Source organism: Kitasatospora sp. NEAU-CNBT7, from assembly GCF_057220535.1.
The window spans coordinates 81,191-95,769 of sequence record NZ_JBXQQB010000002.1 but is presented as its reverse complement, the minus strand read 5'-3'; the positions used below and the strand labels follow the sequence as shown (position 1 = coordinate 95,769).

The following is a 14,579-nucleotide window of genomic DNA, read 5'->3' as shown; positions in this document are numbered from 1 at the left end:
GACCACCCCACGTTCGAGCCATCCCCGGACGCCGCTCCGTCGAACCCTCCTTCACCGGCCCGCGCCCGGCCGCGCGCCGTCATCCCACCCTCGGAGGCAGTGCCATGACCCACCCGCGGACCCCCGACGCCGACCGCTCCCCCACCCGCCGCAGGCGCACCCGTACCGGGCCGTTGCTCACCGCCGCGGCCGCGGCCGCCGCCCTGCTGCTGGCCGCCGCGTGCAGCGGGCCGGCCGGTGGGAGCGGTTCCGCCTCCGGCAGCGCGCCCGCCCCGGCGCCCGCCTCCGGCTCCGGCCCGCTGCACGTCACCGTCATCACCCACGCCGGTCCGGGCGACGCGTTCTGGAGCGTGGTGAAGAACGGCGCGACCGACGCCGGCAAGCAGTTGGGCGTCCAGGTCGACTACGCCTCCGATCCCGATCCGGCGGGCCAGGCCAAGCTCATCGACAACGCCGTCGCCCAGCACGTCGGCGGCCTGGTGGTGTCGATGGCCAACCCGGACGCACTGCAGACCGCCGTCAAGGCCGCCGTCGCGGCCGGGATCCCGGTGGTCACGGTCAACTCCGGTTCGGCCCGCAGCGTGGAGTTCGGCGCCGTCGGCCACGTCGGCCAGGAGGAGACGGTGGCCGGACAGGGCGCCGGCGCGAAGCTGAAGGGCCAGGGCCTGCACAAGGTGCTGTGCGTCATCCACGAGGCCGGGAACATCGGCCTCACCCAGCGGTGCGACGGCGCGAAGCAGGGGTTCGGCTCCGACGTGGTCAACCTCCAGGTGGACGCCAACAACCCCACCGACACGCTCTCCCGGATCCGCGGCGCGCTCCAGGCCGACCCCGCCGTCGACGGGGTGCTCACCCTCAACGCGCAGGTCGCCGCGCAGGCCGTGGACGCGGTCAAGGCGGTCGGCTCCAAGGCCCAAGTGGCGACCTTCGACGTCAACCCGGACGTGCTGGCGGCCATCAAGGCCGGCACCGTCTCGTTCGCGGTCGACCAGCAGCAGTACCAGCAGGGATATCTGCCGGTCGTGATGCTGAAGCTGTACCACGACAACGGAAACACCCTCGGCGGCGGCCACCCGGTGCTCACCGGCCCGGCCTTCGTCGACAAGTCCAACGTCGACCAGGTGACCGCGTACGCGGCCCGGGGCACCCGGTGACCCGGCCGTCCGAGGCGGCGGCCGGCCCGGCCGCCGCCACCCCTTCCGCCGCCACCCCTTCCGCCTCCACCCCTTCCGCCGCCACCCCTTCCGTCACCGCTCCGGCGGGCGGCCCAGCAGGCGCTGCACCCGGCGCTCCCGCCGCCGCGGCGGGAGGGCGGGGCGGGGCCTGGCTACTCCACCGCCTCGTGGTCCGGCCGGAGTTGGGTGCGGCGCTGGGCGCGCTGCTGGTGTTCGGGTTCTTCTCCACCGTCACCGGGCAGTTCCTCAGCCCGCTCGGCGCGGCGACCTGGCTGGACGACTCGGCGACCCTCGGGATCGTGGCCGTCGCGGTCGCACTGCTCATGATCGGCGGCGAGTTCGACCTGTCGGCCGGGGTGATGACGGCCTCCACGGCGCTGGTCACCTCGCTGCTCGCGGTACGCCTCGGCTGGAACGTCTGGGCCGCGCTGCTTGTATCGCTGCTGCTCGCCCTCGCGGTCGGCGCCCTGAACGGCTGGCTGGTGATGCGCACCGGGCTGCCGAGCTTCATCGTCACGCTCGGCTCGTTCCTGGCGCTGCAGGGGCTCAACCTCGGGGTGACCCGGGCCGTCACCGGCACCGTGCAGGTCAGCGGCATGCGGGCGACGGACGGCTACACCTCGGCCGGTTCGCTGTTCGCCTCCACCATGGACCTCGGGGGTACCGTCTTCCCGACCTCGATCGTCTGGTGGCTCGGTGTCACGGCGGTCGCCTCGGTGGTGCTGGTCCGGACCCGCTTCGGCAACTGGGTCTTCGCGGTCGGCGGTTCGGCGCCCAGCGCCCGCCAGGTCGGCGTCCCGGTGCAGCGCACCAAGATCCTGCTGTTCATGACCACCTCGGCCGCCGCCTGGCTGGTCGGCAGCATCAACCTGCTGCGGTACACCACCGTGCAGGCCAACCAGGGGGTGGGGCTGGAGTTCCAGTACATCATCGCCGCGGTGATCGGCGGCTGTCTGATGACCGGCGGCTTCGGCTCGGCGGCCGGGGCCGCGATCGGCGCGCTGATCTTCGGCATGGCCCGCCAGGGGATCGTCTTCGCCCGCTGGAACAGCGACTGGTTCATGCTCTTCCTCGGTCTGATGCTGATCTCGGCCGTGCTGGTCAACAACACCTTCCGCCGCCGCGCCGAACGGGCCCGCCGATGACCGCCGAGAAGCCGATGACCGGGGAGACGCCGATGACCACCGAGAAGCCGACCGTCGGCGACCCGCCGGGGCCCACGGAGAACACGGTGTCCGCGCAGCGTCCGGCGCCCGTGCCGACGCCCCTGCTGGAGGCCAGGTCCGTCGGCCGGACGTACGGCAGCGTCAGCGCCCTGGACGGGGTGAGCGTCACCGTGAACGCCGGTCAGGTCACCTGCGTGCTGGGCGACAACGGGGCCGGCAAATCCACCCTGATCAAGATCCTCTCCGGCGCGCACCGGCACACCAGCGGCGAACTGCTGCTGGACGGGCGGCCGGTCCGCTTCGGCTCGCCACGCCAGGCGCTGGACAGCGGCATCGCCACGGTCTACCAGGACCTGGCCGTCGTCCCGCTGATGAGCGTCTGGCGCAACTTCTTCCTGGGCTCCGAGCCGGTACGCCGGTACGGGCCGGTCCGGCTGCTGGACCGGCGCGGCGCGCGGGAGACCGCCCGCAGCGCGCTGGCCGAGATGGGCATCGAACTGGCCGACGTCGAACAGCCGGTGGGAACCCTGTCGGGCGGGCAGCGCCAGTGCGTGGCCATCGCGCGGGCGGTCCACTTCGGCGCCCGGGTGCTGATCCTGGACGAGCCGACGGCCGCACTCGGCGTCCGGCAGGCCGGGGTGGTGCTGCGCTACGTCGCCCAGGCCAGGGACCGGGGTCTGGGCGTCGTCCTGATCACCCACAACCCGCACCACGCCCACCCGGTCGGCGACCGGTTCCTGCTGCTCCAGCGGGGCCGCAGCCTGGGCTGCTTCGAGAAGGCCGACATCTCGCTCGCCGAGCTCACCCGGCAGATGGCGGGCGGCGCCGAACTCGACGCACTCGCCCACGAGTTGCGCACGGACGCCACGGACGCCACGGACGCCGCCGACGCCACGATCGCCACCGACCCCGACTGACCGCCCGCCCCGCGCTCCTGCTCCTGCTCCCGCTCCACCCGGCTCCCTCCGGTCCTCCCTGCACATCCCGACGAAAGGCCCACCCATGCGTGTCGGTCTCCTCGGTACAGGCCGCATCGGCCTCTTCCACGCCTCGACCCTCGCCCGCCACCCGGCCGTCACCGAACTGCTGCTCGCCGACGCCGACCCGGACCGCGCCCTGGCCGCGGCCGCCCGGCTCACCGGCGGCGCCGCCCGCACCGGCGGCGCCGCCCGCACCGGCACCGGCACCGCCACGGTCACCGCGCTCGCCACGGTCGACGCGGTGCTCGCTGCCCGCCCGGACGCGGTGGTGGTCGCCACCGCCACCGACGCCCACGCCGACCTGATCGTCCGGACCTCCCGCGCCGGGCTGCCGACGTACTGCGAGAAGCCGATCGCCGCCGACCTGGCGGGCACCATCCGGGCCCTGCGGGAGGTGGACCGCAACGGCACCGCGCTGCAGATGGGGTTCCAGCGCCGCTTCGACGCCGGCTACACCGCCGCCCGGGCCGCCTACCGCTCCGGCGAGCTCGGCTTCGTGCACACCCTGCGGACGGTGACCGCCGACCCGGCGCCGCCGCCGGCCGGCTACCTGCCCACCTCCGGCGGCCTCTACCGGGACTGCCTGGTGCACGACTTCGACGCCGTCCGCTGGGTGACCGGCCGGGAGATCCTCCAGGTGTACGCCACCGGTTCCAACCGCGGCGAGCCGTTCTTCGCCGACGCGGGCGACGTCGACACCGCGGCCGCGCTGCTCACCCTCGACGACGGCACCCTGGTCAGCTGCACCGGCACCCGGTACAACGGCGCCGGGTACGACGTCCGGATGGAGGTCAGCGGCAGCCTCGGCCAGATCACCGCCGGCCTGGACGGGCGCACCCCGCTCACCTCGGCCGAACCCGCCGGGCCCGCCGCGCCGGAGCAGCCGTGGCCCGACTTCCTCAGCCGCTTCCACGACGCGTACCTGGCCGAACTCGACGTCTTCCTGGACGTCGCCCGCGGCCGCCGCCCGAGCCCCTGCACCGGCCACGACGCGCTGGAGGCGCTGCTCGCCGCCGAGGCCTGCGAGCTGTCCCGGGCGCTCGGCTCGCCGGTCGCCGTCGACAGCGTCCGCTCGGCCGCGGCCCTGCGGGCCCTGCCCGCGCAGGAGGCCGCCCGATGACCGGGCAGCCGACGACCGGGCAGCCGACGACCGGGCAGCCGACGACCGGACAGTCGCTCACCGGACAGCCCCTGACCGGACGACCCGCCACCGAACGACCCGCCACCGAAAGGCCGTTGGCCGGGCAGCCGGCGCCCGGGCGGCCCGCCCCCGCCGCGCTGCGGCCCCGGATCGCGGCCGCGCCGATCTCCTGGGGCGTGTGCGAGGTCCCCGGCTGGGGCCACCAGCTGTCCGCCGGGCGGGTGCTCGCCGAGATGGCCGGACTCGGCCTGGCCGCCACCGAGTTCGGCCCGGACGGCTTCCTGCCCGCCGACCCGGCCGAGCGGGCCGCCACCCTGCGCTCGTACGGGCTGGCCGCGGTGGGCGGCTTCGTCCCGGTCGTCCTGCACGAGCCCGGACACGACCCGCTGCCCGTGGTGCGGACCGCGCTGCGGGCGCTGGCCGGCTGCGGCGCCCGCACCCTGGTGCTGGCCGCCGCCACCGGCCGGGACGGCTACGAGCAGCGGCCCGCCCTGGACACCGGCGGCTGGCGCACCCTGCTCGCCAACCTCGCCGGGATCGTCGAGCTGGCCGCCGCGGAGGGCGTCACCGCCGCCCTCCACCCGCACATCGGGACCATGGTCGAGCGTCCCGAGGAGGTCCGGCGCGTCCTGGACGGCGGCGACGCCCCGCTCTGCCTGGACACCGGCCACCTGCTGGCCGGCGGCACCGACCCGGTCGACCTGGCCCGCCGCGCCGCCGACCGGATCGCCCACGTCCACCTCAAGGACGTCGACGCCGGGGCCGCCGCCCGGGTCAGGTCCGGCGAGGTCGGCTACGCCGAGGCCGTCGCCGCCGGGCTGTACCGGCCGCTCGGGCAGGGCGACGTGGACATCGCCGCGCTGGTCCCGCTGCTGGAGCGGTCCGGCTACCGCGGCTGGTACGTGATGGAGCAGGACACCGTGCTCACCGGCGAGCCCGCACCCGGCAGCGGCCCGGTCGCGGACGTCCGGGCGGGCCTGGACTTCCTGCTCGCCCTGGCGCCCGAGGGGACACCGGCCGGATGAAGCGACCCCACGACCTGATCACGCTGGGCCGGGTCGGCGTCGACCTCTACCCCCAGCAGACCGGGGTACCGCTCGCCGAGGTGGAGACCTTCGCCCGCTCGCTCGGCGGCACCGCGACCAACGTGGCCGTCGCCGCCGCCCGCCACGGCCTGCGCACGGCGGTCGCCACCGGCGTCGGCGACGACCGCTTCGCCCCGTACGTGCGCACCGCGCTGCGCCGCTTCGGCGTCGACGACAGCCAGGTGGTGACGGTGCCGGGCCGGCAGACGCCGGTGGTGTTCTGCGAGATCCATCCCCCGGACGACTTCCCGATCCTGTTCTACCGCTCGCCGATCGCTCCGGACCAGTGCCTGACCTGCGAGGACCTCGACCTGGCGGCCTTCGCCCGGGCCCGGATGATCTGGATCACCGGCGGCGGCCTGGCCGTCGAGCCCTCCCGGACCACCACCCTGGAGGCGGCGGCACTGCGCGCGCCCGACGCCGACACCGTGCTCGACCTGGACTGGCGGCCCTCGTTCTGGGCCCGGCCCGAGGACGCCAGGCACTGGTACGCGCGGGCGCTGGAGCTGTCCACCGTCGCCGTCGGGAACCTGGACGAGGCCAAGGTCGCCGTCGGCACCTGCGACCCCGACAAGGCCGCCGACCTGCTGCTGGCGCGCGGGGTCCGGCTCGCCGTCATCAAGCAGGGCCCGCGCGGCGTGCTGGCCCGCACCCCCACCGAGGAGGTGGTGGTCGAGCCGGTCACCGTCCGGGTGGTCAACGGTCTCGGCGCGGGCGACGCCTTCGGCGGCGCGCTGGCCGCGGGGCTGCTCGCCGGTCGTCCGCTGCGGGAGGTGATCGAGACCGCCAACGCCGCCGGCGCGCTGGTCGCCGGGCGGCTCGCCTGCGCCGACGACATGCCCGAGCCGCACGAGGTCACCGAGCTGCTCTGGCGCCACGCCCGCCGCCACCCCGAGGACCCGCCGCTGTCCGTGCCGCCGCGCGCCTTCACCCTGGCCGCCCACCGCCACCGGGACGTGAGCCTGTGACCGCCGACCCCGGCCCGCTCACCCTGGCCGCCCGCCGCCGCCCCGATCTGGCCCAGCTGACCGAGGTCCGGGCGACCAACCCGGGGGCCGTCGCCGAGGCGCTGCTGCTGCGCCCGCGCTTCGACCGGGCGGCGCTGGCCCGGCCGCTGTTCGTGCTGGCCGCCGACCATCCGGCGCGCGGGGCGCTGGCGGCCGGCGGCTCCCCGACCGCGATGGGCGACCGCCACGAACTGCTCGCCCGCTGCGTCGAGGCGCTGGCCCGCCCGGGCGTGGACGGGTTCCTCGGCACCGCCGACCTGGTGGAGGACCTCGCCCTGCTCGGCGCCCTCGAGGGCAAGCTGGTGCTCGGGTCGATGAACCGCGGCGGGCTGCCCGGCGCCGCCTTCGAACTCGACGACCGCTTCACCGGCTACGACGCCCGCGGCATCGCCGAGGCGGGCCTGGACGGCGGGAAGCTGCTGCTGCGCCTGGACCCCGGCGACCACGGCACCGCCACCACCCTGGAGAGTGCGGCGCACGCCGTCGACCAGCTGAACGAGCGCGGGCTGATCGCCATGGTCGAGCCGTTCAGCTCCCGCCGGGAGGGCGGGCGGGTGGTCAACCGGCTCACCGCGGACGACCAGATGTGGGCCAACAACATCGCCCAGGGCCTCGGCCGCACCACCGCCCACACCTGGCTCAAGGTGCCGGTGGTCGAGGACATGGAGCGGATGATGGCCTCGACCACCCTGCCCGCGATGCTGCTCGGCGGCGAGGGCGGCGGCGACCGCGACGCGCTGTTCGCGTCGTGGCGACGGGCCCTGCGGATCCCCCAGATCCGCGGTCTGATGATCGGCCGCACCCTGCTCTACCCGCCGGACGGCGACGTCGCGGGCGCCATCGACACCGCCGTCTCGCTGCTGGAGCGCTGACCGGCACCCGTTCCCTCCCGCCCCCGACACCCCGAGGAGACCCCGTGCCCGCGGACCCGCCCGGCCCCGCCCCCGTACGGCTGCACCTGCCCGACGGGACCGCCGCCCGCGACGGCTACCGCTGCCGGATCGACCCGGCGACCGCCGGCTGGACCTACACCTCGCTGCGGATCCTCGACCTGGCGCCCGGCGCGTCCCGGACCTTCGACACCGGCGACAGCGAGTGGATCGTGCTGCCGCTGTCCGGCTCGGCCCAGGTCACCTGCGACGGCCGGACGCTGGAGCTGCACGGGCGGCCCGACGTGTTCGCCGCGGTCAGCGACTTCGCCTACCTGCCGCGCGACGGCCGGGCCACCGTCGCCAGTGCGGCCGGCGGCCGGTTCGCCCTCACCGGCGCCCGGTGCGAGCGGCGGCTGGCCTTCCGTCACGGACCGGCCGACCGGGTCCCGGTGGAGATCCGCGGCGCCGGGAGCAGCACCCGGCAGGTCAACAACTTCGCCGGGGTGGACGCCTTCGCCACCGACCGGCTGATCGCGGTCGAGGTGCTCACCCCGGCCGGGAACTGGTCCTCGTACCCGCCGCACCGGCACGACCGGGAGCGCCCGGGCGAGGAGAGCCGGCTGGAGGAGATCTACTGGTTCACCATCGCCGACTCCCCCGCCGGCACGCCCGGCACCGGCTACCACCGGGTCTACCCGTCCGGGGAGCGGACCCGTTCGGAGGTGCTCGCGGAGGTCCGCACCGGCGACGCGGTGCTGGTCCCGGACGGCTACCACGGCCCGTCGATGGCGGCCCCCGGGTACGACATGTACTACCTCAACGCGATGGCCGGGCCGGGCGCCACCCGGGCCTGGCTGATCTGTGACGACCCGGCGCACGCCTGGGTCCGGCGGACCTGGACCGGGCAGGCCCCGGACCCGCGGCTGCCGATGTGCACGGCACGCGCCCACGGAACGGCACCCGCGCCAACACCCGCACCCGCACCGACGGAAGGTCCCGAGCGATGACCGCCGCCACTCCCGAGGTACAGGTGGTACCCGAAGCACCCGGTGCCACCGTCCGGCTGACCACCGCCCAGGCGCTGGTGCGCTTCCTCGCCCACCAGTTCACCGAGCGCGACGGCCACCGGCAGCGGCTGATCGCGGCCTGCTGGGGCATCTTCGGCCACGGCAACGTGGCGGGTCTCGGGCAGGCGCTGCGGCAGGCCGGGCAGGACGGCCCGGACGGCATGCCGTTCCTCCAGGGCCGCAACGAGCAGGCGATGGTGCACGCCGCCGTCGGTTTCGCCCGTCAGCGCGGCCGGGCCGCCACCCACGCCGTCACCACCTCGATCGGCCCCGGCGCCACCAACCTGGTCACCGGCGCCGCCCTGGCCACCGTCAACCGGCTGCCGGTCCTGCTGCTGCCCGGCGACGTCTTCGCGACCCGCCCCGCCGACCCGGTGCTGCAACAGCTGGAGTCGCCGTCCTCGGGCGATCTGACGGTCAATGACGCGCTGCGTCCGGTGTCCCGCTACTTCGACCGGATCTGGCGGCCGGAGATGATGATCGACGCGGCGCTGCACGCCATGCGGGTGCTGACCGACCCGGTGGACACGGGGGCGGTGACGCTCGCCGTCCCGCAGGATGTCCAGGCCGAGGCGTACGACTGGCCGGCCACCTTCTTCGCCGACCGCGTCTGGCGGCTGCGCCGGCCGCAGCCGGACGCCGGGGAGCTGGCCCGCGCCGCCGAGCTGATCAGGGCCGCCCGCCGGCCGCTGCTGGTGGCGGGCGGCGGTGTCCACCACAGCGGGGCCGAACGGGCGCTGGCGGCCCTGGTCGAGGCGACCGGTCTCCCGGTCGCCGAGACGCAGGCCGGCAAGGGCTCGCTGCCCTGGGACCACCCCGCGCAGCTCGGTGCGGTCGGCCACACCGGCACCACCGCGGCCAACGACGCCGCCGGGCGGGCGGACCTGGTGATCGGTGTCGGCACCCGCTGGACCGACTTCAGCACCGCGTCCGCCACCCTGTTCGGCGCGCCGGGCGTCCGTTTCGTCAACCTCAACATCGCCGCGCCGGACGCCCACAAGCTGGCCGGCGAGCCGTTGGTGGCCGACGCCCGCAGCGGGCTGGAGCAGCTGACCGCGCAGCTGGCCGGCCACCGGGTCGACCGGGAGCACCGCGAGCTGTGCACGGCCTCGGCCCGGAGCTGGCAGCTGCTGGTCGACCGGGCGTACCACGCCCCGGACCCGGCGGCCCGGCCCACCCAGACCCAGCTGCTCGGCGTGCTCCAGGAGACCCTCGGCGAACGCGACGTGCTGGTCAACGCGGCCGGTTCGCTCCCCGGTGACCTGCACCGGCTCTGGCGGGCCCGCGATCCGCGGCAGTACCACGTCGAGTACGGCTACTCCTGCATGGGGTACGAGATCCCGGCGGCGCTCGGGGTCCGGCTGGCGGACCCGGACCGGGAGGTGTTCGCGCTGGTCGGCGACGGCACGTACCTGATGATGCCGACGGAGCTGGTCACCGCCGTCCAGGAGCACATCAAGATCATCCCGGTGCTGGTGCAGAACCACGGCTACGCCTCGATCGGCGCTCTCTCCGAGGCGGTCGGCGCCGACCGCTACGGCACGGCGTACCGCTACCGGGCGCCGGACGGCGGCTACACCGGTGATCCGCTGCCGGTCGACCTGGCGGCCAACATGGCCAGCCTCGGCCTGGACGTCCTGCGGGCCGACACCGTCGAGCAGCTCCGCACCGCCCTGCGCACCGCGCGCGGCGCCGACCGGCCCACCGCCGTGTACGTCGAGACCGCACCGGCGGCCGCACCCGCGCACGACGGTGCCCCCGCCTGGTGGGAGGTCCCGGTGGCGGAGGTCTCCACCCTCAAGGCCACCGCGGAGGCCCGCCGGGCCTACGACGAGGGGAAGCGTCGGCAGCGGCGCCACCTGTGACCCCGCCCGCCGGGGGGGCGGGCGGGGTGCCGGTGGGGGTGGGGCGCGGGGCGAGGCGGGGTCAGGGGTTGAGCGTCCACTTCTGGTTGCCGCCGCCGGTGCAGGTCCAGATCTGGGTCGGGGTCGCGTCGGCGGGGTTGTTGCCGGTGACGTCCAGGCACTTGTTGGCGGGCACGTTGACCACGTCGTGGCTGGCCGCGTTGTACGACCAGCGCTGGGCGCCGGTGCCGTTGCAGTCCCACAGCTGCACCTTGGTGCCGTCGGCGGTGTTGCCGCCCGAGACGTCCAGGCACTTGCCGAGCGCCCGGATGGTGCCGTCGCCGCCGACCGTCCAGCGCTGGGCGGGGGTGCCGTTGCAGGTGTAGAGCTGGACCGGGGTGCCGTTGGCGGTGTTGGCCGCGGCCACGTCCAGGCACTTGCCGGCCAGGCCGGTGAGGGAGCCGCCGGCCGGTGCGGTGGAGCCGGTGGTCACCCGGACGTAGTCCACCACCAGTTGCTGCGGGAAGGCGGTGGAGCCGTCCGGGTCGCCGGGCCAGTAGCCGCCGACGGCCAGGTTGAGGATGATGAAGAACGGCTTGTTGAACACCCAGCTGCGGCCGCCGAGATCGGCCGGGGTGCGGCGCTGGTAGACGGTGCCGTCGACCGACCAGCTGATCGAGTCGGGCGCCCAGTCGACCGCGAAGGTGTGGAACGCGTCGGCGAACGCCTGGCCGGCGGGCAGGCTGTAGCCCGCGCCGATGCCGCCGCTGCCGGAGTACCCGGGTCCGTGGATGGTGCCGTGCACGGCACCGGGCTCGAAGCCGACGTTCTCCATCACGTCGATCTCGCCGCTGTTCGGCCAGCCCACCTGGCCGATGTCGTCGCCCAGCATCCAGAACGCGGGCCACATGCCCTGGCCGCGCGGGATCTTCATCCGGGTCTCGACGTGCCCGTAGGCCTGGGCGAACCGGCCCGAGGTGTTCAGCCGCGCCGAGGTGTACTGGCAGCTGCCGTACCAGCACTGGTAGTTGGCCGGGTTCTCGCGGCGGGCGGTGATCACCAGGTGGCCCTGGCCGTCCAGCGCGGCGTTGGCGTTGCCCGCGGTGTAGTACTGGCGCTCGTGGTTGCTGACGTTGTCCCCGGTCTCGGTCTGCCACCGGCCGGAGTCGACGCCGGCCCCGGCCGGGCCGTCGAAGTTGTCCTCGAAGTTCACTGCTTGAACGGGGAGCGGAGCCGCCGCCACCGGGGCCGGCGCCCAGCTGAGGGCGGCGAGCAGGGCCAGGACCACCCCGAGGGTGGCCGCGAGGGAGTGTCGATGTATCGATGAAGGCATGCGAAGACCGCCTCGGATGCGGGTTGGTGGGTGTCGGCCCGCCTGTGGCGTCGACCGAATGGGGGCACCCCGGCCAAAGGCCCGCCGGCCGGGTGAGTGGGTGGCCCGGCCGGGACCTTTCTTCACGAAGTGAACTCTCCTGACGAAACCCTGTCAATGACTTGGACACGGCGGCCCGTTCGGCCCGGCGCCCTACGGTCCGTCAGGGCGGCGGGGCCGGCTGGGCGGGGCCGCCGGGTCCCGGCCCGGGGCTGTTCGGCGCCGACGTCTCGTCCTGCCGCTCGCCCTTCCGCTCGCGGGGCTCCCGGCGGACGGCCGACGCGGCACCGGTGACCGCGAAGGCGAGGTCGGCGGCGATACCGGAGCGGCCGAGGCCGAGGCCGGAGGCGCGACCCGGGCGGCCGAGGCAGGTGGCGACGGTGGCGACGGCGGTCGGCTCGGCGTGCTCGCCGTCCAACCCGCCGGCGACCGTGGTGGTGACCGCCGCGCAGCCGCTCGGACGGGGCCGGCCGGGCCGGTCAGCGGCCTTCAGCCGGGGTGCGGCTCCGCCGGGGTGCGGTCCTCCGGGGCCGGCGACGGGTCCGGGATCCCGCCGGGGTGGGGGTCGCGGGGTGCGGCGTCGAAGGCGGGTACGGTGATGACCCCCGCCTGCACCACGTGCCCGCGCAGGGACCCGCCACTGATGGTGTTGTACACCGCGGCCGCCGCCGCGTCGGCCTGGTCGAGCCGGCGCAGCCGGTCGGAGACGGGCAGCCGGGCGCCGAGCTCCCGCAGTTCCTCGGCGAAGCCGGGGTCGCGTTCGGCGGCGTCCGCGAGCGAGTCCGCCAGTCGGCGCCGGGTGCGTTCCGACAGCTGCGGGTGGGGCGCCGCGGCCTCCTCGCGGGCCCGCTCCAGTGCCGGATCGGGGCCGAGCCTGCGCGCCACCGCCTCGTACAACCGGCGTGTTCCGTCGGCGAGTTCGGCGTCCTCCTGGGCATCCTCCCGGCCGGTGAGCCAGGCGAACACGTACTCCACTGCGATCTGCACACCCGACACGACAGCTCCCCCTTCGGTGTCCCCCACGTCGCCCTGTCCTATCGGAGCTCCGGGCGATGCGCCAAATCGGTGGCATCAGGGGGACGGTGGTTGCCGCAGCCCCTGGAGCAGCAGGTCGATCAGTCGGCGGGGGTCGTAGCGGGGGTCGCTGTCGCGTCCGATGCAGAGGTTGCCGATGCCGCGCATCAGCTCGTAGGCGTGCGTGCCGGGCCTGATCTCGCCGGCGTCGGCGGCGGCGTCGAGCAGGTCGGCGCAGACGGGCACCAGGCGGTCGAGGAAGTAGGAGTGCAGCGCGTCGAATCCGCTGTCCGCCTGCATGGTGTTGGCGAGTCCGTGCTTGGTGACCAGGAAGTCGACGAAGAGGTCGACCCACTGGCGGAGCGCGGCGAAAGGGGAGTCGCTTGCGGCGAGCAGGGCGGGTCCGGCCTCGGCGCAGGCCTCGACCTGGTGGCGGTAGACGGCGACGACGAGGTCCGCCCTGGCCGGGAAGTGGCGGTAGATCGTCCCGACGCCGACGCCGGCCGTGGCCGCGATCGTGCGGATCGGCGCGTCGATGCCGGAGGTGGCGAACACCTCCGCCGCCGCGGCGAGGAGCGCCTGCTGGTTGCGCTGCGCGTCGGCCCGCTTGCTGCGGTTCGACCCCTGAGCCGACTGGCTTTCCGCCGACCGACTTTCCGCCGACTGGCCTTCCGTCGACTGGCCTTCGATGGACACCGCGTTCTCCGTCCGGACGGTGGTTGACTAAACGGAACGGCGTTCCGTATCGTATCTGGAACAAGGTTCCGCTTCGAGCTTAGCCGAAGCGCACCCTCCTGTCCGCCTCACCCGCCGCTGGCCAGACACCACCGGCACCGCAGCGCGGGAACAGAAAGGCTTCCCCATGACTTCACCGGCCCAGGTGACCGACACCGTCAGCACCTCCACCCCCGTCCTCTCGGTCGACCCGGTCGTGCTGCCGGTCCCCGGCCGGCCCGTCGACCTGCACCTGCGCGTCAGTGCCCCGGTGACCGGGAGCGGGCTGCCGGTCATCCTGCTCTCGCACGGCCAGGGACCCTCCAACCACCTCTCCTCCTCCCACGGCTACGCCCCGCTCGCCAACTACTGGGCGGCGCAGGGCTTCACCGTCATCCAGCCGACCCATCTGAGCTCGCGGACGCTGCACCTGGACCCCGCCACGCCCGGGGCGCCGCTGTACTGGCGTTCGCGCGCCGAGGACATGTCGCACATCCTCGACCGCCTCGACCTGATCGAGGCCGCCGTCCCCCAGCTCCGCGGACGCCTGGACCACGGCAAGGTGGCCGTGGCCGGGCACTCGATGGGCGGGCACACCGCGAGCCTGCTGCTGGGCGCCCGGCTCACCGACCCCGACACCGGCACCGTGGTCGACCTGACCGAACCCCGGATCACCGCGGGCCTGCTGCTCGCCGCGCCGGGCCGAGGGGGTGATGCGCTCACCGGGCCCATCGCCGAGAACTTCCCCTTCTTCCTGACCGCGGACTTCTCCCGGATGACCACGCCCACCCTGGTGGTGGCCGGTGACAACGACCACTCCCCCCACATGACCGTGGCGGGCCCGGCCTGGCACACCGACCCGTACGTCCTGTCCCCCGGCCGCAAGTCCCTGCTCACGCTGTTCGGCGCGGAGCACGGTCTCGGCGGGATCTCCGGGTACGACGTCGCCGAGACCACGGACGAGAACCCCGCCCGGGTCGACGCGGTCCAGCGGCTCACCACCGCCTATCTCCGCAGCGAGTTCTTCCCCGGGGACGGTGCCTGGCCTGCGGCGGTCGAGCAGCTCACCGCCGGACCGGACCCGCTCGGACGGGTCGAGTCCAAGTGACCCCCACCCGTCCGGCACGGCGGAACACCACTGC

At 74.9% G+C, this 14,579-nt stretch carries 14 protein-coding genes; 10 read left to right on the top strand and 4 right to left on the bottom strand.

Features of this window, described 5'->3' with window-relative positions:
* The first annotated feature begins 104 nt into the window (after positions 1 to 104).
* The 9 genes from AC2TEW_RS03240 to iolD all read left to right on the top strand — a co-directional run bounded on the left by AC2TEW_RS03240 (position 105) and on the right by iolD (position 10,358).
* On the top strand, positions 105 to 1,154 hold the full coding sequence (locus AC2TEW_RS03240) for a sugar ABC transporter substrate-binding protein (RefSeq protein WP_484621724.1): 1,050 nt from the start codon (positions 105 to 107) through the stop codon (positions 1,152 to 1,154).
* A gap of 188 nt (positions 1,155 to 1,342) precedes the next feature.
* Positions 1,343 to 2,320 (top strand): ABC transporter permease, encoded by a 978-nt coding sequence (locus tag AC2TEW_RS03235; protein ID WP_484621723.1) that lies wholly within the window; start codon positions 1,343 to 1,345, stop codon positions 2,318 to 2,320.
* A 32-nt stretch (positions 2,321 to 2,352) separates the two neighbouring features.
* The gene (locus AC2TEW_RS03230; RefSeq protein WP_484621722.1) at positions 2,353 to 3,258 is read left to right on the top strand and encodes an ATP-binding cassette domain-containing protein; all 906 of its coding nucleotides are present in this window, start codon (positions 2,353 to 2,355) and stop codon (positions 3,256 to 3,258) included.
* An 85-nt stretch (positions 3,259 to 3,343) separates the two neighbouring features.
* The gene (locus tag AC2TEW_RS03225) at positions 3,344 to 4,441 is read left to right on the top strand and encodes a Gfo/Idh/MocA family protein (RefSeq protein ID WP_484621721.1); all 1,098 of its coding nucleotides are present in this window, start codon (positions 3,344 to 3,346) and stop codon (positions 4,439 to 4,441) included.
* Positions 4,438 to 5,487, top strand: a complete 1,050-nt coding sequence (locus tag AC2TEW_RS03220) for a TIM barrel protein (protein ID WP_484621720.1) — start codon at positions 4,438 to 4,440, stop codon at positions 5,485 to 5,487. The genes AC2TEW_RS03225 and AC2TEW_RS03220 overlap by 4 nt, the downstream gene beginning before the upstream one ends.
* Complete coding sequence (gene iolC / locus AC2TEW_RS03215) at positions 5,484 to 6,515, top strand: 5-dehydro-2-deoxygluconokinase (RefSeq protein ID WP_484621719.1); 1,032 nt, start codon at positions 5,484 to 5,486, stop codon at positions 6,513 to 6,515. The genes AC2TEW_RS03220 and iolC overlap by 4 nt, the downstream gene beginning before the upstream one ends.
* Positions 6,512 to 7,426, top strand: a complete 915-nt coding sequence (locus AC2TEW_RS03210) for a Cgl0159 family (beta/alpha)8-fold protein (RefSeq protein ID WP_484621718.1) — start codon at positions 6,512 to 6,514, stop codon at positions 7,424 to 7,426. The genes iolC and AC2TEW_RS03210 overlap by 4 nt, the downstream gene beginning before the upstream one ends.
* A 44-nt stretch (positions 7,427 to 7,470) precedes the next feature.
* A complete protein-coding gene (gene iolB, locus AC2TEW_RS03205; protein WP_484621717.1) occupies positions 7,471 to 8,433 on the top strand; it encodes a 5-deoxy-glucuronate isomerase in 963 nt (320 codons plus the stop codon).
* Entirely contained in the window at positions 8,430 to 10,358 is a 1,929-nt protein-coding gene (iolD, locus tag AC2TEW_RS03200) for a 3D-(3,5/4)-trihydroxycyclohexane-1,2-dione acylhydrolase (decyclizing) (protein ID WP_484621716.1), read from the top strand. The genes iolB and iolD overlap by 4 nt, the downstream gene beginning before the upstream one ends.
* Before the next feature lie 61 nt (positions 10,359 to 10,419).
* Here the strand turns inward: iolD and AC2TEW_RS03195 are convergent, their stop codons facing one another.
* The 4 genes from AC2TEW_RS03195 to AC2TEW_RS03180 all read right to left on the bottom strand — a co-directional run bounded on the left by AC2TEW_RS03195 (position 10,420) and on the right by AC2TEW_RS03180 (position 13,419).
* Entirely contained in the window at positions 10,420 to 11,670 is a 1,251-nt protein-coding gene (locus AC2TEW_RS03195) for a ricin-type beta-trefoil lectin domain protein (RefSeq protein WP_484621715.1), read from the bottom strand.
* 202 nt (positions 11,671 to 11,872) lie between these two features.
* Entirely contained in the window at positions 11,873 to 12,127 is a 255-nt protein-coding gene (locus AC2TEW_RS03190; RefSeq protein WP_484621714.1) for a hypothetical protein, read from the bottom strand.
* 71 nt (positions 12,128 to 12,198) lie between these two features.
* Positions 12,199 to 12,696 carry a hypothetical protein gene (locus AC2TEW_RS03185; RefSeq protein ID WP_484621713.1) on the bottom strand — a complete coding sequence of 166 codons (498 nt, stop codon included), beginning with the start codon at positions 12,694 to 12,696 and terminating at the stop codon, positions 12,199 to 12,201.
* Positions 12,697 to 12,780: 84 nt separating this feature from the next.
* Positions 12,781 to 13,419 carry a TetR/AcrR family transcriptional regulator gene (locus tag AC2TEW_RS03180; protein WP_484621712.1) on the bottom strand — a complete coding sequence of 213 codons (639 nt, stop codon included), beginning with the start codon at positions 13,417 to 13,419 and terminating at the stop codon, positions 12,781 to 12,783.
* 166 nt (positions 13,420 to 13,585) lie between these two features.
* On the opposite strand from AC2TEW_RS03180, the gene AC2TEW_RS03175 reads away from it, so the two are divergent.
* The gene (locus tag AC2TEW_RS03175; RefSeq protein ID WP_484621711.1) at positions 13,586 to 14,545 is read left to right on the top strand and encodes an alpha/beta hydrolase family protein; all 960 of its coding nucleotides are present in this window, start codon (positions 13,586 to 13,588) and stop codon (positions 14,543 to 14,545) included.
* Positions 14,546 to 14,579 lie beyond the last annotated feature (34 nt).

What these genes read in the sequence shown, in the direction of transcription:
- AC2TEW_RS03225 (WP_484621721.1), top strand. Translation starts at nt 3,344, where the DNA reads ATGCGTGTCGGTCTCCTCGGTACAGGCCGCATCGGCCTCTTCCACGCC.
- AC2TEW_RS03175 (WP_484621711.1), top strand. Translation starts at nt 13,586, where the DNA reads ATGACTTCACCGGCCCAGGTGACCGACACCGTCAGCACCTCCACCCCC.
- AC2TEW_RS03240 (WP_484621724.1), top strand. Translation starts at nt 105, where the DNA reads ATGACCCACCCGCGGACCCCCGACGCCGACCGCTCCCCCACCCGCCGC.
- AC2TEW_RS03195 (WP_484621715.1), bottom strand. Translation starts at nt 11,670, where the DNA reads ATGCCTTCATCGATACATCGACACTCCCTCGCGGCCACCCTCGGGGTG.
- iolC (WP_484621719.1), top strand. Translation starts at nt 5,484, where the DNA reads ATGAAGCGACCCCACGACCTGATCACGCTGGGCCGGGTCGGCGTCGAC.
- AC2TEW_RS03230 (WP_484621722.1), top strand. Translation starts at nt 2,353, where the DNA reads ATGACCACCGAGAAGCCGACCGTCGGCGACCCGCCGGGGCCCACGGAG.
- AC2TEW_RS03220 (WP_484621720.1), top strand. Translation starts at nt 4,438, where the DNA reads ATGACCGGGCAGCCGACGACCGGGCAGCCGACGACCGGGCAGCCGACG.
- iolD (WP_484621716.1), top strand. Translation starts at nt 8,430, where the DNA reads ATGACCGCCGCCACTCCCGAGGTACAGGTGGTACCCGAAGCACCCGGT.